12 protein-coding genes are annotated in these 21,805 nt (G+C 54.6%); 4 read left to right on the forward strand and 8 right to left on the reverse strand.

The window, feature by feature from the left end:
* Positions 1 to 724 precede the first annotated feature (724 nt).
* Positions 725 to 1,555, forward strand: a complete 831-nt coding sequence (locus KTQ90_RS05695) for an endonuclease/exonuclease/phosphatase family protein (RefSeq protein ID WP_217317546.1) — start codon at positions 725 to 727, stop codon at positions 1,553 to 1,555.
* Between the two features lie 62 nt (positions 1,556 to 1,617).
* Here the strand turns inward: KTQ90_RS05695 and KTQ90_RS05700 are convergent, their stop codons facing one another.
* The 4 genes from KTQ90_RS05700 to KTQ90_RS05715 all read right to left on the reverse strand — a co-directional run bounded on the left by KTQ90_RS05700 (position 1,618) and on the right by KTQ90_RS05715 (position 6,432).
* Complete coding sequence (locus KTQ90_RS05700; RefSeq protein ID WP_217317547.1) at positions 1,618 to 2,922, reverse strand: hypothetical protein; 1,305 nt, start codon at positions 2,920 to 2,922, stop codon at positions 1,618 to 1,620.
* The gene (locus tag KTQ90_RS05705; protein ID WP_217317548.1) at positions 2,919 to 3,398 is read right to left on the reverse strand and encodes a T9SS type A sorting domain-containing protein; all 480 of its coding nucleotides are present in this window, start codon (positions 3,396 to 3,398) and stop codon (positions 2,919 to 2,921) included. The genes KTQ90_RS05700 and KTQ90_RS05705 overlap by 4 nt, the downstream gene beginning before the upstream one ends.
* Positions 3,399 to 3,537: 139 nt before the next feature.
* The gene (locus tag KTQ90_RS05710; RefSeq protein ID WP_217317549.1) at positions 3,538 to 4,722 is read right to left on the reverse strand and encodes a dicarboxylate/amino acid:cation symporter; all 1,185 of its coding nucleotides are present in this window, start codon (positions 4,720 to 4,722) and stop codon (positions 3,538 to 3,540) included.
* Positions 4,723 to 4,773: 51 nt separating this feature from the next.
* On the reverse strand, positions 4,774 to 6,432 hold the full coding sequence (locus KTQ90_RS05715; RefSeq protein WP_217317550.1) for a Gfo/Idh/MocA family protein: 1,659 nt from the start codon (positions 6,430 to 6,432) through the stop codon (positions 4,774 to 4,776).
* A gap of 148 nt (positions 6,433 to 6,580) precedes the next feature.
* On the opposite strand from KTQ90_RS05715, the gene KTQ90_RS05720 reads away from it, so the two are divergent.
* Positions 6,581 to 8,329 carry a bifunctional metallophosphatase/5'-nucleotidase gene (locus KTQ90_RS05720; RefSeq protein ID WP_369680858.1) on the forward strand — a complete coding sequence of 583 codons (1,749 nt, stop codon included), beginning with the start codon at positions 6,581 to 6,583 and terminating at the stop codon, positions 8,327 to 8,329.
* Positions 8,330 to 8,451: 122 nt separating this feature from the next.
* Positions 8,452 to 9,510 (forward strand): porin, encoded by a 1,059-nt coding sequence (locus tag KTQ90_RS05725; RefSeq protein ID WP_217317551.1) that lies wholly within the window; start codon positions 8,452 to 8,454, stop codon positions 9,508 to 9,510.
* Positions 9,511 to 9,899: 389 nt separating this feature from the next.
* Here the strand turns inward: KTQ90_RS05725 and KTQ90_RS05730 are convergent, their stop codons facing one another.
* Positions 9,900 to 12,275 carry a choice-of-anchor J domain-containing protein gene (locus tag KTQ90_RS05730; RefSeq protein ID WP_217317552.1) on the reverse strand — a complete coding sequence of 792 codons (2,376 nt, stop codon included), beginning with the start codon at positions 12,273 to 12,275 and terminating at the stop codon, positions 9,900 to 9,902.
* 270 nt (positions 12,276 to 12,545) lie between these two features.
* Between KTQ90_RS05730 and KTQ90_RS05735 the strand changes: the two genes are divergently transcribed.
* Positions 12,546 to 14,681, forward strand: a complete 2,136-nt coding sequence (locus KTQ90_RS05735; protein WP_217317553.1) for a glycoside hydrolase family 97 protein — start codon at positions 12,546 to 12,548, stop codon at positions 14,679 to 14,681.
* Positions 14,682 to 15,200: 519 nt separating this feature from the next.
* Here the strand turns inward: KTQ90_RS05735 and KTQ90_RS05740 are convergent.
* The 3 genes from KTQ90_RS05740 to KTQ90_RS05750 form a co-directional block, all read right to left on the reverse strand.
* Complete coding sequence (locus KTQ90_RS05740) at positions 15,201 to 17,411, reverse strand: alpha-galactosidase (protein ID WP_254359590.1); 2,211 nt, start codon at positions 17,409 to 17,411, stop codon at positions 15,201 to 15,203.
* Positions 17,412 to 17,586: 175 nt separating this feature from the next.
* Positions 17,587 to 18,762, reverse strand: coding sequence for a TolC family protein (locus KTQ90_RS05745; protein WP_217317554.1), 1,176 nt, complete (start codon positions 18,760 to 18,762; stop codon positions 17,587 to 17,589).
* On the reverse strand, positions 18,716 to 21,802 hold the full coding sequence (locus KTQ90_RS05750; protein WP_217317555.1) for an efflux RND transporter permease subunit: 3,087 nt from the start codon (positions 21,800 to 21,802) through the stop codon (positions 18,716 to 18,718). The genes KTQ90_RS05745 and KTQ90_RS05750 overlap by 47 nt, the downstream gene beginning before the upstream one ends.
* Between the last annotated feature and the right edge of the window lie 3 nt (positions 21,803 to 21,805).

The raw sequence follows: 21,805 nt of genomic DNA on the forward strand, positions 1-21,805 counted from the left end.
TTCGTTTTTCTTCTACCCAAGAACGATTATTCATCGTTCTCGCTTCTTGTACTACTTCTGTCTTATGTAAATCTTTTCAAAGAACTCTTTCTTTTTATTCGCTTCCTGTTTCGCTCTTCAACCTCTCGTTTTGCTTGAGGTTTCGTTCGTTCTCGAAAGCGGATGCAAAGGTATAGCTTTTTTGCAAACCTCCAAAACTTTTGCAGGAAAAAGTTGAGTTTTTAGCTTGATTTTAACAGATATTTACAATTAAAGCGTATGATTGTGGGCGTACACATTATAATATTATACGCGAGTGAGAGGGATAAGTGCACCCTTTTTGCGTACGAAGTCTGACCAGATTGAAAGTGTATCTAAACAATAAAGATAGCTTTTCAACGCAACTAACATAGTAAGCGGTGCACTTGAGACAAGTGCACCCCCTTTTTTGCGTTCGCCGTCCGATCAGATTCCGTTCGCCACCCAATCGGATTGCGTTCGCCGCCCGATCAGATTCCGTCCGCCGCCCGATCGGATTCCGTACGCCGTCCAATCAGATTCCGTTCGCCGTCCGATCGGATTCCGTTCGCCGTCCAACGACTATCTTTAGCATTTTGAAGAACACTTCTTGGGCTTCTACACCACCAACTTTAGCTACAAACTCTTGCAGTTGTCAGAATTTATTGCGAACTTAGCGGTTCGAAAACGATAATTATAAAAAACAATAAGAATGAAAACAATAGGAATGAAAACAAAGAAAACAGTAAACCAAAAGCTGAAGCGCATATTCTTATCGCTTCTGCTGCCTGCGGCTATAACCGCATCGGTCACTTGCAACGCACAAGACAACTCGGGCATACCGCCGCACCAGATGCGCGTGGCTTCGTATAACATACAGCACGGCATGGGCATGGACAACCAGCTCAACTACAAGCGCATAGCCGAGGTGCTGAGAGCTATTTCGCCGGATGTGGTGGCAGTGCAGGAGGTGGACAGCATGACGCAGCGCACGAACAACACTTATGCGCTGGGCGAGATAGCAGAACAGCTGAACTACTACGCATCGTATGCACCCGCAATAGATTTAGAAGGCGGCAAATACGGCATCGGCATACTCTCGCGCGAGCGCCCGATAAGCGTCAGACAGTATGCGCTGCCCGGAACTGAGGAGGCACGAACGCTGCTTGTGGCGGAGTTCGACGACTTCGTATTTGCATCGACCCACCTCTCGCTGACCGAAGCCGACCGCATTGCGTCGATAGGCATCATTGAGGAGGCGGCAAAGAAAAGCGGAAAGCCGTTCGTGGTGGCTGGCGACCTGAACGACAAGCCCGATTCGCCGTTCATACGCCAGTTTGAGGAGAAATTCCAAATATGCAGCGGCAAGCAGAAGTCGTGGCCTGCCGACAAGCCGACGGAGTGTCTCGACTACATAGCTGCATACAAACGCAAGAGCGCGGGCAAAAACGGAAAGGGAGGCACACAGCATCCGGCGGTTACGCTTTTCTCGGATGTTCTGAACACGCAGGCTTCCGACCATCGTCCGATTGTGGCAGAGATAGTATTGCCCCGATAGCATACCAACAAAAAAGGTGCAACGTCAAACACGTTGCACCTTTTCTATTTATTTATCTTTTCTTACTGCTGAACGAGCGTCATTGTGCGCATAACCGGAGCTACGGCTGTGCGCTTAGCAGCCTTCTTTGTAGCGATGCGCTTCGGCATAGCAACAGCCTTGGCAGGAGCTACGCCTGCAGGAGCTGCACCTGTTGTGAACTCGTGCTTTGTGAGCGGACCCCACTCGCCCTTAGCGTTCTTTGCGAGAGCAAGAGCGTAGTAGGCTGTGTTAGGAGTTGCCTCGAAAATATAGTTGTCCACTCCATACTGGTTCCAGTTCGGGTCCATCGGAATATCCTGCATGAGGTATTCTTTAGCCCACTTGTCACCACCTAACTCCTCGTACTTGTCCTTAGCGCATATAGCATCACGGTAGAGGGCGGTCTGGTCGTTCGGTGTGAAGGTTACGTTCTGCACATACGAGCCACCATTGTTAACGTAGTCGCCTACGGTTGCGGTAACCTGAGCAACGCCTTCGCCACCCTGACCCTTTGTTGTAACGTAGATGTAAACGAGGTCGCCGAAGTTGCCTTCTACGTCAACTGGGAGCACTGCTACCTCATAGTCGGTACCAGGAGCAAGTCCATCCCATGTGTTTGTAGCCTCATCAGAGTAAGATTTGCCGCTGAACTGCTTAATCATAGCCTCAATGCTTGAGAGACCCATCATCGGTCCCCACTGCTCGAACTGCTCCTGTGCCTTACCCTTCTCGAACTGGCACCAGTAGAATTCCTCGCAATCCTTGTTAGGAGTAACGGTGAGAGTGAAGCTGCTTGATGTGGTCTCGTCGACAGTGTATGTCACAGACGGAGTGCCCACTGTAGGCACCTTCGGAGTCTTGAACTCTGCGCGTGAAACCTGGCACGGCACGCCGTACTCGTCGTAAGCGAGAGTAACAACGGTGTACGGAGTGTTGGCTGTGAACTCGCGAGCGAAGCCAGAGAGTTTGCCCTCAGAGAAGTCCTCAGCGAGTTGCGTACCCGACATACGCTCGAAGTAGCGTGCGAATGTAATGTCGTCGTACTGCTTTGCGGTATTTGTAGGCAGAACGTCGATTCTGAAAGTACTGCTCGGGTCGGTACGTGTAACCTTTACGTATACCACATCGTTCTCATCCTCGTCCTTTTCATATCTGAGGAACTCTACGTTAGCCTTCACTTCGCCGTCCTTGCGTGCGAAAGAGATGCTGTCAACATGGTCTACTGCGTAAGCCTTGCTTGCTACAGAAGAGTTAATGATCATACGGTTGGGTACTACGTCGGTCTGTGCCTGTACGCCTGTCGACATCGCCAATGCGAGTGCCGCTATAGAGAAGAATTTCTTCATTTCTTTACGAATTTAATTGATTTGTTGTTAACTTTAAGAATATACACACCGCTGCTGAGCGCATCGGTGCTAACCGGTGTTCCGTCCCAAGCCTTGAGGCTCATGGCACGCTGTCCCTGAATGTTGTAGATGGCAGCGTTGGCAGGACCGGTGAGTCCGTTAGCCGACACGAATCCGCCAGCATACATCACTTGCAAGCCCTCGGCTCCGCCTACGACCTGCGTAACGCTTGTCGGTTCGCCTTCGAAGTACAGCACGGTAGAGTTGGTGAAAGCGAGTTCGCGTGTGGTTTTGTCGGCGAACCTTACTTCCATCTTGCCGTTCTTGAAGCAGATACGACTTACTGTGCTCAGCTTTGCCTCCATCTGCTTTGCGCCGGTAGACGAGTCTTTCACGACAAAACTGTTGTCGGCGTAGCTCTGTCCCACTGCAAACAGTGCGAGAATGGCTGATGTCAGAATTGTTTTTCTGTTCATAGTTGTTACATTATTTATGGTTTAATGATATCGCTACAGAACGATACCGATTGCAAAAGTACATAAATATATCTATTCGCCAAACTTTTTGTTGCGGAAATAATGATTCTGTCTCCTTTTTGCGCACACAGTCGCTTCGCTACACATTATTATTATGCGAGCGTTTGTGCCAGTAGGTGAGTTTGTCTACGACGAGCGCGATGGCGCCGTCGCCAGTGACGTTGCAGGCTGTGCCGAAGCTGTCCATAGCTATGTAGAGCGCAATCATGAGTGCGAGCGACTGGTCGTCGAAGCCGAGCATCGACGAGAGAATGCCGAGAGCCGCCATGATAGCTCCGCCCGGTACGCCCGGCGCCGCCACCATCGTGATGCCCAGCATGAGGATGAAGCCCGACATCATTTGGAAGTCGTACGGAATATTCTGCATCATCATCAGCGCCAACGCGCACGACACTATCTTCATCGTGCTGCCCGAGAGGTGGATGGTGGCGCAGAGCGGAATGACGAAGCCCGCAATGTCCTTGTTAACGCCGTTGTTGATGGTCTGGCGCAGCGTGACGGGAATGGTAGCCGCCGACGACTGCGTGCCGAGAGCCGTGAAGTAAGCCGGCATCATGTTGAGAAGCAGGCGCAACGGGTTCTTGCGCACGAAGAGCGAGGCTATGAAATACTGGAAAACAAGCAGGAAGATGTGCATCACGAAGATTACGCCGATAATCTTCACGAACACGCTGAGCACCTTGAACACTTCGCCCGAGTGGGTCATGTTGAAGAAGATGCCGAAGATATAGATGGGCAAAAGCGGCAACACCACTACCTGTATGGTCTTTGTGATGATGTCGCGGAACTCGCCGAACATCGACTTCAGCGTGTGCGACTCAAGATGGGCGATGCCAAGACCGAAGGTGAACGCCATAACCAAAGCAGTCATAATGTTGAGCGAAGCAGGGATGCTCACGGTGAAGAACGGCTCAATGCCCTTCGCCTCGCTAATCTGCGCCAGTTGCAGGTTGTCGGTTATGAGCGCCGGGAACACCGCCTGCCCCACTCCATAAGAAAGGAAGCCGGAGAAGACGGTGGCGCCGTACGCCATGAGTGCGGTTATTACAAGCAGTTTGCCGGCTCCCTTGCCGATGTCGGCGATAGCCGGCGTGACGAGTCCAACGATGATGAGCGGAATAAGGAAACCGAGGAACTCGCTGAAGAGCGCGTTGAACGTTACGAACACGCGCACGGGCATGTCGGGCGACACGATGCCGAACCCGATACCGAGGATAATGGCAATGATAATCTTAGGGAGCAAGCCCAACTTGATCTTTTTCATACGTGGATAGTGCTTAGTTTGATTAGTTTCGGGGCGAAGTTACATATAATATCACAAAGCGCAAAGCTTTGCGGCATGATTTTTCGCCTTAGCCACAGCCTTGTCGAGCTGGGTCTGCGCCTTCTTCTTCGCAGCGTCGGTCTTGGCGTTCTGCACATTGTCGTAGAGAGTCCAGAGCTTCAGCTTGGCAGTAGCCTCCTTGTATGCCTTTGTGAACTTGTTGGCAGCAGCCTCGGTCTGAGCCTCTTCCTCAGGTGTGGCATAAGCATGCCTGTAGCCCTTGAACTTGTTCCAGAGACCACGCGTGAAGTCGGGGAAAGCCACCGGAGCGCAGTCGTTGTCCATCGACAAAGCTCCAAGCTCTGCAATGGAGCACCACTCAGCCAAGTCGTATACGTCCATATCGAGCGGCAGACCGTTCTGCAGACAATACACGAGGCGCGCGGTCATGATGAAGTCCATGCCTCCATGGCCGCCTACCTCCTTAGCCAGCTTGCCGAACTTCTTCAGAATAGGATGGTCGTACTTGGCCTCGAGAGCCTGCTTCTCAGCCTCGGGCATGAAGCTGTGCGTAGAGAGATTGTCGACCTGTGGCTGCACGCCGCTTGCCGCAAGCTGCTTGCTGTCGAGAGCATAGCCTTCGACGGGATACTTGTTGGCGAATCCGCGCGTTCCGGTAAGCTGATACAGGCGGTTGTAGGGCTGCGGATTCATCACGTCGTGCTGCAACTCTATCACCTTCTTGTTAGCTGTGCGTATGAGAGTGGTGGTGTGGTCGCCGTTGCGGAAGTCGTCGCAGGGCTTGCCGGTCTTAGCCTCAACAAGCTCTTTGCCGTGAACGCTCTTCGTGTCCATAGCCACAAGCGTAGTCATGCGGTCGCCGCGATGAATGTCGAGCAGCTGCGCCACCGGACCAAGTCCGTGTGTGGCATAGATGTCGCCACGGTTCTCGCGGTTATACTTCAGTCGCCATCCGAGCTGCTCGGGGTCGGATCCGTTCGGATTCTTCCAGTAATAGTCCCAGAACTCGTCAAGATTGTGTATGTATGCGCCCTGCGCATGCAGTATCTCGCCGAACACGCCGTGCTGCGCCATATTCAGAGTGCGCATCTCGAACCAGTCGTAGCAGCAGTTCTCGAGAATCATGCAGTTGAGCTGCTTCTGTTCAGCCAGGTCGATGAGCTGCCAACATTCCTCAAGGTTCATTGCCGAGGGCACCTCGTCGGCTACGTTCTTGCCGTTCTCCATTGCGCACTTTGCCACAACGGCATGATGCTCCCAGTCGGTAGCTATATATACAAGGTCGATATCGTTGCGGCGGCACAGATCCTCATAGCCCTTCTCGCCGTAATAGACGGCGGCAGGAGCCAGTCCGTGCTTGCGCAGCGTCTCGTTCTGCTTGGCTGCGCGCGCCTCTACGTAGTCGCAGAGAGCCACAATCTCCACACCAGGTATCAAGCAGAAGTCTTCTACCGCACTCGGTCCGCGCATGCCAAGACCGACGAAGCCCACGCGCACCGTCTTCATCTTCGGGAGTGCCAGTCCGAGCACGTCCTTCTGTCCTGCAGGGCGTTCGGGCGACTCAATCATTATCTTGCCTTTGTTCCAATGCCATTTTGTAGACGGAGAGAGCGATTGTGCGTTTGCCGCAAGCGAACAGAAAGACATCACAGCGGCAAAAGCCATACTTAATATAACTGATTTGTTCATAGATTGTTGGTTTTTAATTTGTTTGTTGATATAAGATATTGCAAAATTACGCTTTATTTTCGAAGCATTACTCAAAAACCGACGAATAATTTGTGGATATTGCCTAAAACACGTAACTTTGAGACTATTAAACTCAACAACATACACAGTGAAAACAAATCATACAAAGGCATTGGCGACCATGTTCATGGCTTTCGCCTTATCAGCAGCATCCTATGCAGGAAGCAAAGCAGACAAGACAGTGAAGATAAGAATGATAGAGACGACCGACGTTCACGGACGCTTTTTCCCGTACGACTTCATCAACCAGCAGCCAACCGATGGTTCGCTCGCTCGCGTGTCGTCGTATGTCGACTCGCTGCGCACCATATACGGCGACCGACTCTTGCTGATGGACGCAGGAGACGTGCTGCAAGGACAGCCCGTCGTCACATATTATAATTATGAGAAGACCGATGTGGAGAACATCGCGGCATCTGTGAGCAACTTCATGCGCTACGACGTGCAGACTATGGGCAACCACGATGTGGAGACGGGTCATGCGGTATACGACAAGTGGGTGAAGGAACTCAACTGCCCTATGCTCGGCGCCAATATAGTGAGCACCGCCACCGGTCTGCCCTATCAGAAACCTTACATGGTCTTCAAGCGCGACGGCGTGAAGATAGCCGTCATCGGACTCATCACTCCCGGTGTGCCGTCGTGGCTGTCGGAGGAACTGTGGAGCGGACTGCGCTTTGAAGACGCCGTGCAGTCGGCACGCAAGTGGATGGATGTGGTGAAGAAGAAGGAGCGTCCGGATGTGATAGTGGGCTTGTTCCACACCGGCATAAACGACCGCAGCCTCACAAACGGTTCGCTCAACGACGCCACACGCGACATAGCTCGCGAGGTGCCGGGCTTCGACGTGATATTCTACGGACACGACCACTCTACTCACTACGAGGAGGTGAAGAGCGCTGACGGATCTACGACCATCATCGTCAATCCTGCCAACAACGCTATGCGTGTCGCCGACGCCGAGCTTGAGGTGAGCAAGAAGGGAAAGGGCAAGAGTCTGAAGGTGAACATCGTAGACATGGGCAAGCGATCTGTCAACCAGCAATACATGAAGGCTTTCGAGAGTCAGATTGAGGAAGTGAAGAAATACGTAGGCACCGAGGTAGGCTCGTTCACAACATCAATGACCTCGCGCGACTGCTATTTCGGTCCGAGCGCACTCGTCGATTTCGTTCACGACGTGATGCTCAGCACAAGCGGAGCCGAGATCTCATTCGCCAGTCCGCTGTCGTTCGACGTTACGGTGAAGAGCGGTGCGGCTACGCTCGCCGACATGTACAAGCTCTACAGCTATGAGAACGATCTCTGCGTGATGCAGCTCACGGGCAGCGAGATACGCCGCTATCTTGAGATGAGCTACGACGGATGGGTAGCAACGATGACATCGCCCGACGACCACCTGATATGTATGAACAACCGCGACTCGTCGCGCGACAAGTTCTTCGGGCTCACCAAGCCTTTCTACAATCTCGACACGGCGGCAGGCATAGTATACAACGTGGATGTGACGAAGCCGCGCGGCGAGCGCATCGTGATAAAGAGCATGGCTGACGGCACAGCGTTCGACGAAAGCCGTACTTATCGCGTGGCTGTAAACAGCTATCGCGCGGCTGGCGGCGGCGGACTGCTCACCAAGGGCGCCGGCATAGACAAGGCGCAGCTCGAAAGCCGCATAGTGTGGCGAGGCGACTACACGCTGCGCGACTATATAATAAGGTATGTGCGCGAACATTCGCCCATCACTCCGCAAACGCACGGCAACTGGCAGTTCGTGCCTGCAGAGTGGACCGCTCCTGCTGCCAAGCGCGACTATCAGGCTATGTGGGGCAACAGATGACACAAGCCGTAGCCACAGTCTGAAACAACAAAAAACGCCGGTAACAGCATTGTAACACACTTGACATGCGGTGAAAAAATAGAATGTCGACCTTTGCAGCCGAAATCATAACACGACAAGCAATGAAGACATTCATCACAACAGCTCTCGTCAGCCTCGCTGCCGCTACGGCAATGGCGCAGGAGACGAAAGCTGAAACCGCTACAGAGCAGAAGTCTGAGACGAAACCCACAATGAACATCCACGGAACGATACGCTCCAAGTACGAACTGCAGACCGAGGAGGGCGAACACCGCTTCGAGGTGCGCAACGCTCGCGTGAGCATCGACGGTTCGCTCTCACCTATTATATATTATAAGGCTGAGATCGACCTCTGCGACGAAGGCAAAATAAAGATGCTCGACGCCTACACCCGACTGAAGCCGTGGCAGACCATGCAGTTCACCATCGGACAGATGCGCGTGCCGTTCACTATCGACGCCCACCGCTCGCCCCACCAGCAGTATTTCGCCAACCGCTCGTTCATAGCCAAGCAGGTGGGCAACGTGCGCGACGTGGGTGCGGCATTGGGCTACACGTTCAACGTGGGCTTCCCTATCGTGCTCGAAGCCGGACTCTTCAACGGGTCGGGACTGACCAACCAGAAGGACTTCTGGACAAAGAACGTTAACTTCTCGGCTAAGGCGCAACTGCTCATGCCGCACGGATTCAACCTCACGCTGAGCACGCAGAAGATAAAGCCCGACAACACCGACGTGATGATGTACGACGCTGGTGCCTACTGGCATCAGAACGGATGGCACGTAGAAGCGGAGTATCTCTACAAGCACTATGCCGACAACGCGTTCAAGGCTGTGCATGCGTTCGACTCGTTCGTGAGCTACGACATAAAGGTGAAGAAGGGACTCGTGAAGTACGTCACTCCGCTTGTGCGCTACGACTACATGAGCGACCACAGCGACGGCACACGCTATCTTGACGGCAAGGCGAACACCGAAGGCAAGCTCATCGTGAACGACTATCAGCGCTCGCGTCTGACGAGCGGCGTAACGCTGAGCCTCAAGAAACCGTTCGTCAGCGACATCCGACTCAACTACGAGAAGTATTTCTATCGCGACGGAGGCATCGCTCATCGCTCTGAACGCGACAAGATTGTAGTGGAATTTATGACGCGTTTCTAACGCAAACGTTTACAAACACGGACATCCACTAACACTATTGTTTCAAATAGTAACACTTATCGTTCAAACCCTTACTTCTTGCTCTAAATCAAGCAAAAAAGTAGAAAAAAGATTTGGAGCGAATTGTTTTTATTAGTAATTTTGCCAACGTAAAAAGAACGATAAAACATCGCTCGCAAAAACGATAAAGCATAACTTCGCATATAAGATATTTTGATTTGTTTTAGTAGATTAGTTTTTAAGTAGTTTGTTTTTGAAAATCGGATGTCGTGAGACACCCGATTTTTTTGTGCTTTATTAATGCATGAAAAATCCCGTTGTGCAGATGCTTCTGCGCAACGGGATTTTTGTATTTATAAGTTGCTTTGCTTATCGTAGGAGGCTCCTACTTATTTCTTCACGAACTTCAGCGACTTAGTGCTGCCGTCTGCAAACTTAGCAACGCCAACGTATACGCCGGGCTGCAAGCCTGCTACACTTGCCGAACTGCTCTCAGCACGAAGCACGGTGCGTCCGCTGAGATCTACCACAGCCACCGACTTAGCACCTACTGCGCCGAAGCTGTTGTTGTCGACGATGAACATACCGGCAGTCTCGCCGTTCACATCCGTGATGCCGTTAACGACATCGCCGTACACGCCGATGTTGTCGAGACAGAGCACCTCACCCTTCGGTGTTACGAGGTTGAAGGCGATGTATACGTCCTTGCCGTTGTACTTCGAGAGGCTGATGCCGCGTGTCTTCGGCGCAACGGTCTCGCCCTTCACCTCAAGGTCGGTAGTGTACCAGTAGTCGGCAGGATTGCCCGAACCGTCGGAAACCTTCACACGGTAAGTCTCGAGCAGCAGCTGGTTGAACGACATTGCATCCCAAACGAAGCAAGCATTCTCGCTGTTCACATGCACCTTCGGCAGGATGAGCCAGCGGTCGGGCGTAGCACCGTCAATCCAGCTTGTGCCAGCCAGTACGTGCTCGCCGAGCATGGCGTGCTTCTCGATGTTGAAGATTCCCCAACCCTCCTTGTTGAACTCTTCGCCGGCATTAGCGTTCACCGTGCCAGAGTCGCCTACATAGAAGCTGAGGTCAGACGAAATCTTGCCATCCTCGAAGTCGTAGTAGACTACAGGGGCGCCCAGCACATTCACCTCCTTCGACATCACGTTGTTGTCGGGCATGTTGTCGTCGTCGCTCTCGATAGTGACGGTTACGGTGTGCTTGCCCGCAGCCAGTCCGTCGAGCACGTTGCTTGCCGTGAGGTTCTTTATCTCCTGCGCCTTCATGCAAAGGTCTACCTCAGCCTTCTGCTCGCCGTCGACGCTCACCTTCACCTTGCCTTTGGCGTCCTTGATGCCCACGTTCTGAATGGTGAACTGCACGTTCTTGTCGTTAGGCGTGCGCACATAGTCGTAAGGCAGCGCCATGTCGGTAACAACAAGGTCGACGGCGTCGCTCGATGCCTTGTAGAACTGCACGTCGTCGATGGTGAGCCAGTTCTCGTTCTTGTCGCTGTGCGAGTAGAAGCCGAGATAGATAGTCTGCGGCTTGTCAAACTTAATCACCTTGAACGCCTCCTGGTATTTGCCCTGTTTGATGGTCTGCTCGTCGATGCAGACATCCATATCGTCGGGCGTGTTGCCGGTGCCCCAGTATACGCCCAGCTTCTCGGTGTGTCCGTCAGAACCCGAATACCAGTAGCGCAGCACGTAGTTGCCTGCCTCCACCTTTATCGGGTCGAGCATCGCCCAGTCGTCGGCGTCGTTCTCCTTATTATAATTGTACGCGAGACAGCCATAGCCCGTGCGCGCCATATTCATATACGTAGCCTGATAAACCTTCCACTCGCCGTCGTCGCCGTTGAGGTTGTAGAACTTGAAGTCGGCTGTGTCGTCGCCCGGCTCAAAGCCCCACGAGTAAGGCGGCGTAACGGCTCCGCCGTGGCGCACCACGACAGCAGTAGTATCGTTGTCGGTATTGATGTCGTTCGGTTCAATGGTATATGCCTTCAGTGCATACTTGTGGCGCGGCATAGAGAGATCTGCCTTCTGGCTGAACGTGTACTCCATAGCCTCGCCCGGTGCAAGCGAACGGTCTACCTTCTCCTTCACAACGGCACCGCCGTCGAGCTGATAAGCCACCTCGAACTTATCAGACGCATCGAGTCCGTTGTTCACAACATGAACCTTCACCGTCTCGGCGTTGCTGAGATTGTCGCCCGAAACGGGGCTAAGCACGTTGTCTACCTGCAAGTCTACAACCTTGTCAACCTGCTTCACGCTGAACTCACACATATAGAAGCGCCACTGGTCGGCAGGACTCGTCGTGTGGAAGCCAACATGGAAAGGCACGCCTGCTGTAGCGTCGTAGAAGAAATACTCCGTTGTGCGCACGCCGAGCACCTTGTCGTTCTGCGCCTGCAGCTTCGTCATTGCCTCAACCGTGGGTGCATTGCCTGTGTAGACGGCGAGTTTCTCGCCGTACGACGTGCCGTACGTGGTGTACTGCACCATCAGCTTGCCCGTTGCCGTAGGCGTTATAGCCGGCGAAATGAGCCAGTCGTCAGCCACATTGCTCGAAGAATAAGCGTAGAACACCTTCGACTGCGAGCCTTCTGCATCATATACCCATGTAACGCCGTCGTTATTGGCGTCGACAACCGTCCATTTCGCAAATTCGTCTGCTCCTTCAAAGTCGGTAGAATACACATTCTGTGCGCTTGCGGCTGCCGAAACAGCGAGCGCAGCTAAGCTAAGTAAAAGTTTATTCATATCGATTCTTTTTAAAAATTGTAAACTATTTGCGCAAAGTTAATACAAATTGAAACAAAATCAAACATATCTGCATACATTTTGTAACTTTTAACTACCCGATGAAACATATCTACAAGTCGGTTTAACATTTGTAGCAGCGCTCCGTGCACCGAATTGTAAACGTTTGCACGAAAAAGTCGGACAGAATGACGCCCGAATCTTAGCAGAACACATTTCTTATATATAATTTTGCAGCAGAAAAAACCTAAATAAATAACAATCAACGATATGCACATAAAGAGTATTGCAGCCATGCTTGCGCTTCTGCCGGCTATGGCATCGGCACAGACCGTCGCTTCGCCCGACGGCAACGTGAGCCTTACGTTCTCGCTCACCGACAACGGACGTCCTACGTACGAAATGAGCTACAAGGGCAAGAAGGTGATTAACCCATCGCACCTCGGACTGGAGCTTGCACGCGACAAGCACGCGTCGAAGGGCATGGAGGAGACCGACCTGATGGACGGATTCAAGGAAACGACGTCGAAGACATCTACCTTCGACGAGACTTGGACACCGGTTTGGGGCGAGACAAAGACAATTCGCAACAACTACAACGAGCTTGAGGTAAGCCTCAACCAGCCGTCGAGCAACCGTAACATCAAGATTAGATTCCGCGTCTACGACTACGGCATGGGCTTGCGCTACGAGTTCCCGCAGCAGCAGGACCTCAACTACTTCGTGATAAAGGAGGAGCACACGCAGTTTGCAATGACTGGCGACCACACCGCCTACTGGATTCCGGGCGACTACGACACGCAGGAGTACGAGTATCAGATTACGCCGCTCACGGGCATACGCGAGGTGATAAGCAAGAACCGCAAGGCGTACACCGCAAACTCGTCTACGACGGTGTTCTCCGACACGGGCGTGCAGACATCGCTGCAGCTGAAGACCAAGGACGGACTCTACATCAACATACACGAGGCGGCGTGTCTCGACTATCCGACGATGCACCTCAACCTCGACGATAAGACGCTCACCTTCGAGTCGTGGCTCACGCCCGACGCAGTAGGACGCAAGGGTTTTATACAGACTCCGTTCAACACGCCGTGGCGCACGGTGCTCGTGAGCGACGACGCACGCGACATGCTCTCGAAGAAGCTCACGCTGAACCTCAACGAGCCGTGCAAGATTGAGGACACATCGTGGATTCACCCGACGAAATACTGCGGCGTGTGGTGGAACATGATCGTTGGCACAAAGACATGGGCGTACACCAACGACCTGCCTTCGGTGCGTCTCGGCGAGACCGACTACTCAAAGTGCCGACCCAACGGCAAGCACGGCGCCACCACAGCCGAGGTGAAGCGCTACATCGACTTCGCAGCCAAGAACGGCTTGCAGGAGGTGCTCGTCGAGGGATGGAACGAGGGCTGGGAGGACTGGTTCGGTCATCAGAAGCTCGACGTGTTCGATTTCGTGACACCCTACCCCGACTTCGACATCAAATATCTCAACGAGTATGCTCACTCGAAGGGCGTGCGCCTGATGATGCACCACGAGACATCTTCGTCGGCACTCAACTACGAGCGACACCTTGAGGACGCGTTCAACCTTATGAACAAGTACGGCTACGACGCCGTTAAGACGGGCTACGTAGGCGACATCATCCCGCGCGGCGAGTACCACTACTCGCAGCTGATGAACAACCACTATCAGCGCGTCATCGAGACCGCTGCCAAGCACCACATCATGGTGAACGCTCACGAGGCTACACGCCCTACCGGCATCTGCCGCACATGGCCTAACCTCGTAGGCAACGAGTCGGCACGCGGTACAGAGTACGAGGCATTCGGCGGATCGGTGCCCTACCACACCGTCATGCTGCCCTTCACACGCCTGCAGGGCGGACCGATGGACTACACGCCGGGTATCTTCGAGACACGCCTGAAAGAATGGAGCGACAACCCGTCGTACGTTCACACCACGCTCTGCGGACAGCTCGCACTCTACCTCGTGATATACTCGCCGCTGCAGATGGCAGCCGACCTGCCGGAGCACTACGAGAAGTACGACGACGCCTTCCAGTTCATACGCGACGTGGCTTGCGACTGGGACGATTCGAAATACCTGGAGGCTGAGCCGGCGGAGTATATCACCGTAGCTCGCAAGGCTAAGGGCACGGACAACTGGTTCGTGGGCGGAAAGACAAACAACGCCCGTCAGACTACCGTGAAGCTCGACTTCCTCGACGCAGGTGCCAAGTACGACTGCGCCATCTACCAGGACGGCAAGAACGCCGACTACGAGAAGAACCCGAAGGCATACACCATCCTGCACCGCACCGTGAAGAAGGGCGACGTGCTGAAGGTTAAGCAGGCACGCGGCGGCGGCTTCGCCGTATCGCTGATGAAGAAGTAAGCAGCAACAAAGTTTGGCACAGTTTTTGCCAAGACGATATTTGCACGATTTGCACGCTCATAACTCGCGAAAAACCGACAACGGATTTTGTTTTTCATTTTCGCGAGTTTTGAGCGTGCAGTCGTAAACGGATGATTCAGAAGCTTTTGCAGCGTTTTTCGCAAAAGTGTGCAATTTTCAATTCGAGCGAACCAAACTTATCGTGAGACTTTACATGGTAAAAGCATAGGTTTTACTGGGTAAAGTCTCAAGAGTTACCATGTAAAGTCTCACGAAAAGTTTGTAAAACCTATCGTTTTACACTGAAAAGTCTCAATTTTTATGATTTTTCGGTTGCGCCGACCGATGAAATGGCGCATTTTCGAGAATGCGAATCTCTAGAATGAGATTTTTCGCGGAGGTGACTTGTATTATATTTGCTTCTAAAAGTAAAGAAGTAAAAAGGTAAAAAAGTAAAAAAAACGCAGATTTTTACCTTTTTACTCTTTTACCCTTTTTACTCTTTTACTCTTTTACTTTTTAAAGCGCTTCGAGCAGCAGTACGCGGCTTGCCCACTCGTTAGCCTTGCCCCAGTCGGCGTTGTGTCCGTACGGAATCTCAAGGCCGTTCTGCATGAGATACTCGCCGGAGAACGTCTTGCCCTCGAACGAGAGCGGCGAGTGGTCGATGCGGTTAAGCTCGGTTACGCGATAGCGCTTCTGCGGGTCGAGACCTGCCATCGGTATACGCGGCAGATGCTGGTTGCAGAACGCATCGGTCTTGAACCAGTAGAACACCGCCTTGTCCTTAGCATCGCTTACGTACATCAGCGAAGCCACGCCCTTCTTCTCGAACGGCGACTGCAGACGGTAGAGGTCGCCAAACTGAACGATAGGACGGATGCGCTTGTAGTCGGCGATTGCCTTACGGCACTGGTCCTTGTCGACATCGCTGAGCACCTTCGGCTGTATCTCCATGCCGAGACGTCCGCACATAGCCACGTCGGTGCGGAACTTCAGAGGCACGGTGCGCGCTGTCTGATGGTTAGGCGCGTTGGAGATGTGCGCAGCCATAGCTATTGCAGGGAAGAAGTAGGATGTGCCCCACTGCATGTAGACGCGCTGCAGGGCGTCGGTGTTGTCGCTTGTCCAGAACTCGTCGAAGTAAGGCAGGTAACCCCAATTGACACGTCCGCCACCCGATGCGCAGTCCTGAATGGTGAGGTCGGGATACTTGGCGCGGATGCGCTGCAGAGCCTTCTCCAGTCCGCGGTGATAGTCGATGTAGAGGTGGCTCTGGTTGTCAGCTGTGAGATACTGCGAGCCGTGGTTGGAGATGTGCATGTTAGCGTCCCACTTTATGTAGTCGATTTCGGGATACTTCGTCATGAGGTCGTCTACGACGGAGAACACAAAGTCCTGCACCTTCGGGTTGGCAAGGTCGAGCACCACCTGCGTGCCGCCACGTCCGGTGCGCAGTTCGCGCTTCGGAGCCTTGATAACCCAGTCGGGGTGCTTGTCGTAGAGCTCGCTCTTGGTGTTCGACATCTCCGGCTCTATCCATATACCGAACTTCACGCCCTGCTTCTTAGCCTCGTCGAGCAAGCCTTCTATGCCGTTAGGCAGCTTCTCGTGGTCCACCTTCCAGTCGCCGAGAGCGCTGTTGTCGGTCTTGCGCGGATACTTCTCGCCGAACCATCCGTCGTCCATCACGAACAGTTCGCCGCCCATCGACTTGATGTCTGCCATCATCTGCGCCATGTCCTTCTCGTTGATGTTAAGGTAGACACCCTCCCACGAGTTGAGCAGAATCTTGCGCTCGCGGTCGGCGTTTGCGAGTTTGTACTTGCGGCCCCAGCGGTGGAAGTTGCGGCTCACTCCGCTGAGTCCCTCCTTGCTGTACGAGAACGCTGTGACGGGCGTCACGAAAGTCTCGTTTTTCTTCAGATGATACTCCGAGTTGTAGTCGTCGATGCCGGCGAAGAACTGGTGATACTCCGACTCGTCGGTCACGGCGCGCAGCTTGTAGTTGCCGGTGTAGCAGATGGCGGCGCCGATGACGCGTCCTGAGTTCTCCTGCGCCTTACCGTCGAGCGAGAACATCACTTCGCCGCGCGAGGTCTGTGCGTTGCGCACGCCGTCGCGATTCTCTATGACGAAGGTGCCGGGCTTGAGCGGCTCCTCTGAGAGCTGCGCCTCGTTGGCCCACGCTCCGTAGAAGTGCGACATCCAGACGTCGCCGCGGCGTATCGGCATGTAAGCCGAGTCGAACTGCTTGAGCGTTACGGTCTGCTTCTCGCCGTTCTTTATCTCTGTCCACATTTCGATGATGTCAACGTCGTTGTACGCGCGGTAGCAGACGGTGACGTAGAACGGGTAGACGCGGTCTTTGAGCTGCACCTTCAGCACCTTGGCGTTAGCCTCAGCCACCTGCTCGAAGCCTTCAACGCTCATGTCGAGCGTGAGGTTGCCGTCGGCGTGCTGGACGGAGAGGGCAGCCTGAGCCTCAGCGCTCAGTCCGTACACGGGATAGGCGTCCTTGCCGAAGGTGCCTGCCGACTGCAGCTGTGCCACGTCGGCGGCGTTGAGGCGGTCGCCGTAATAAAGGAACTTCAGGGTCTCGCCTTTTGTAATGTCGAGGGCGAGAGATGTCTTCGGGGTTGACACGCTGACATTCTCGGCGCTCATGGGGGCTGTCATCATCGTAGCAGCCAACACTGGGAGGATAAAGCCTTTGCTGTATCTGAACATAGTAATATTAGTTTTTAAAAGATAGTTTTGTTTAGCAAATAATCATCAGGTCATGTACCTTGAGTCATACTCTTGCAAATATAACGATTTTTTCTGTATCAGCAAACGTTTTCCTTTATAAACTCTGGTTTGGACAAAATGGCGTACGCCGACCGCAACACTCTAAATTCAAAACTCACAACTCATTCCGGTGCAGCTCCGCCAGTAGCTTCACGCTCTGGCTGTGCAGGTCGATGTGTCGCTGCAGCTTTTCGTAGATGCTGTTTATCTCTACGTAGTAGACAAGGGCGGTTATCTCGCCCTGCTGCAGCGCCTTCCTGAAGAGCGAAAGCGACTCCTGCAGCAGCTTAACGTCGCTGTGGTCTATCACCTGCTGCAAGCCCTGCAACTGCTCGTAGCTGGTGCGCAGTGAGGCTTCGGCGTCGTGCTGCGCCTGCTGCACCTGCAGCTCGGCACTCTGACGGCGCTCGCGTGCCGCCTTTACGTTGCTGCTGTTGCTGTAGAGCGGGAAACTCACGCCTATCATGAAGCCGTTGATGGCTTCGCGCTGCTCGGTATTGCGGCGGTAGCCGAAGGAGATGCTGGGCAGCCACTCGCTCTTCTGCACCTTAAGGTTCATGTCGGCGGCGCGCAGGGCGGTCTGCGCCACTGCCACGTCGGCATCCGACGCTACGGCGAGGGCGCGATACTGCTCGAAGTCGACTATCGGCTCGTAGTGGGGCAGCTCGGTTGAGGATACGTCGATGGGCTTGCCGCCGTTGAGCTGCTGCAGCTGCTGCAGCAGGGCGGTGCGCTCGCCTTCTGCCTCGCCAACGAGGGTGCGCACCTCCATGCAGTCGATCTTCACCTTGTTCAGCTCAAGGGCGTTGGCGTCGCCTGCCTCCATGCGCTTCTCGTACATCTGCAGCAGCGTCTCGCTGTTGGCAAGGCGCTCGCGCAGCATGGCGAGACTCTGGTTGAGGCGTATCACGTCGATGCAGACGAGCTGTGCCTGCAGCAGTATGTCGCGGCGCTGCTTTACGAGCAGCTGGTCGCCTACGGTCTGCTGCATCTGCGCCTGCTTGCTGCGGGCGGCATACTTCGTAGGGAAGTCAATCTCCTGGCTCACCACAAGTTCGCTCTCGGCAACGCCGGAGTAGCCCTTGGTGAAGAACGGGCTGTACTCTACCGACGGACCGCCGAGGGTGTTCGTGGCTTTTATGTCGAGCACATCGGCGCGCATGTCGTGCGCTGCCGACTGCAGGGTGAGGTTGTTAGCAGCTATCTGCTTGAGCACGTCGCCAACGGTGTCGGCGAGGGCGGCGCTACACGCGCTGAGTGCCACGGCTGTGGCGATTAGATATCTTCTCATATATTATCGGTACTATGAATGCGTTGAGTAATGTAGAACTGATGAGTCCGCCGAGTATCACCTTCGCCATCGGCGACTGTATCTCGTTGCCGGGCAGGTCGCCGCCGAGGGCGAGCGGCACGAGGGCGAGGGCTGAGGTGAGGGCTGTCATGAGTATCGGGTTAAGACGCGAGAGCGAGCCTTCGACGATGGCTTCGCGCACGCTCTTGCCTTCCTCGGTGCGCAGACGCTTGTACTCGGTGATGAGCAGCATGCCGTTGCGCGTGGCGATGCCGAAGAGCGAGATGAAACCGATGACGGCGGGTATGCTTACCTCGCCGGTGGTGAGCACGATGGCGAAGATGCCGCCGATGAGTGCCAGCGGGAGGTTGAGCAGTATGACGCCGGCTTCAAGGGCGTTGCGGAACTGCATGAAGAGCAGGAAGAAGATGATGACGATGGCGAGCATGCAGGTAAGGTAGAGCACGCGGCTGGCGCTCTCCTGACTCTCAAACTGTCCGCCGTACTCTACGTGGTAGCCTTCGGGCAGCTGCACGTTCTCGCCTACTGCCTGCTTGATGTCGGCTACTACGTCGCTCAAGGCTCTGCCGCTGGTGTTGGCGGAGATGACTATCTTGCGCTGCACGTTCTCGCGGTTGATGGTGTTGGGTCCGGCGCTCGATATGATGTCGGCAACGTCGCACAGAGGCACCTTGCGTCCGTCCTGCGTGTCGATGATGAGGTTGCTTATCTCGTCGTAGTCGGCGGCTTTCACCACGAGGTTGAAGGCTCTGCCGGCTTCGTACACCTGCGAGACGGTCTCGCCGGCGAGGTTCACGGCGAGGAACTCGTTGAACTCGGGCAGCGTGATGCCGTTGCGCACGAGCAGTTCACGACGCGGCACAATCTTCAGTTCGGGGCGCTCTATCTGCTGCTCCACGTTGAGGTCGGCTATGCCCTTGATGTCCTGGCAGGCGTTCTTTATCTGATTGCCGATGGTGAACATGCGGTTGAGGTCGGTGCCGAAGAGCTTGATGGCTATGCTGGCTTGTGTGCCCGAGAGCATGGCGTCGATGCGGTGGGAGATGGGCTGACCTATCTCTATGTTGGCTCCGGCGAGAACGGAGAGGCGCTTGCGCACGTCGTTGAGCACGTCCTCGTGGCTGCGGTCCTTAAGCTCGAACGGGGCTTCTATCTCGCTCACGTTCACACCGAGGGCGTGTTCGTCGAGCTCCGCACGACCGGTCTTGCGTGCCACGGTCTTTATCTCGGGCACCTGCAGCAACAGTCGCTCGGCACGTGCGCCGATGGAGTCGCTTTCTTCGAGCGAGATGCCGGGCAGCGAGGAGATATTGATGGTGAACGAGCCTTCGTTGAACTTGGGCAGGAAGCTGCTGCCTAAGCAGAAGAACACGCCCACGGCGACAACGAACAACGCTGCGGTGCCGACGATGACCTTGCGGGTGTTGGCGAGCACCCACAGCAGGGCGCGCTCGTAATACTTCTTAAGCCATACGGCTACGAAGGCTTCCTTCGGCATCTCGCCCTTGCTCTTGCCGAGCAGGTAGCTGCAGAGCACGGGGGTGAGCGTAAGGGCTACGAGGGTTGAGGCGAAGAGGGCTGTGACGAAGGCTATGCCAAGGGGTATGAGCATGCGGCCTTCCATGCCGCTGAGGAAGAACAGCGGCGCAAAGCTCACCACGATAATCAGCGTGGAGTTGAGGATAGGCATGCGCACCTCTCGCGAAGCGTTGAACACGAGTTCGATGATAGGCACACGCTCTGCCTCGGGCAACGCACGGTTCTGGCGTATGTGCTTGTAGACGTTCTCTACGTCGACGATGGCGTCGTCTACGAGCGAGCCGATGGCTATGGCAAGTCCGCCGAGGGTCATGGTGTTGATGCTTATGCCGAGGGCGTTGAGCACTATCATCGCCACGAGGAACGAGATTGGTATCGTGACGAGCGAGATGACCGTGGTGCGCACGTTGGCGAGGAATATCATAAGGATGATAACCACGAAGATGGCGCCCTCGATGAGCGACTTCTGCACATTGTCGATACTGCTCTCGATGAAGTCGGACTGGCGGAAGATGTCGGTAGAGATATGCACGTCGGCGGGCAGGGTCTGCTTGAGGTCGGCGAGTGCGAGGTCGAGATGCTTGGTGAGGTCGATGGTGCTCGTATTGGGCTGCTTCGTAACGGTGAGGAGCACGGCTGACTGGGCGCGCTCGCTGGCTACGCCGAGTTTCGGCGACTGGTTGCCTATCTTTATGTCGGCTACGTCGGCAAGGGTGACTACGCTCTCGCCGTTCTTCTTCACGATGCACGTGCCGAGCTTCTCGACGTCGTTAGTGGAGGTGATGCCGCGGATGATGTACTCGTTGCCGTACTTGTACTGCACGCCACCATTGGTGTTGGTGTTCATGCCGCGGGTGCATGCCATGATGTCGGTGAGCGACACGCCGAAGTGCTTCATGCGACCGGGGCTGACGAGTATCTGATACTCCTTGATGTCGCCACCGTGGACGCTCACCTGAGCCACGCCGCCGGTGGAGAGCAGACGCGGACGTATCACCCAGTCGGCGTACGTGCGCAGGTCTTGCTGTGAGGTATGCTTGCTGGTGAGGCTCACGATGAGCACTTCGCCGAGTATCGACGACTGCGGACCGAGCACCGGAGCGCTCACTCCGGCGGGCATCTGCTCGCCTACTGCGGCGAGTTTCTCGCTCACTATCTGGCGGGCGAGGTAGATGTCGGTGCCCCAGTCGAACTCAACCCACACAACGGAGAAGCCGTTGGTAGACTGCGAACGCACGCGGCGCACACCGGTGCTGCCGTTGACGGCGGTTTCTATAGGGAACGTGACGAGCTGCTCCACTTCCTCGGTAGCCATGCCGCCGGCTTCGGTCATGATGACTACGGTGGGGGCATTGAGGTCGGGGAACACGTCCACATCGGTCTGGCTGGTGGAGTAAAGGCCGCCAATGACGAGCAGCACCGACGCCACCAACACGAGTATTCTGTTCTCAAGCGAGAAGCGTATTATCTTGTTCAGCATAGC

Origin of the sequence: Leyella stercorea, assembly GCF_019052365.1 — a bacterium.
Classification (GTDB): domain Bacteria; phylum Bacteroidota; class Bacteroidia; order Bacteroidales; family Bacteroidaceae; genus Prevotella.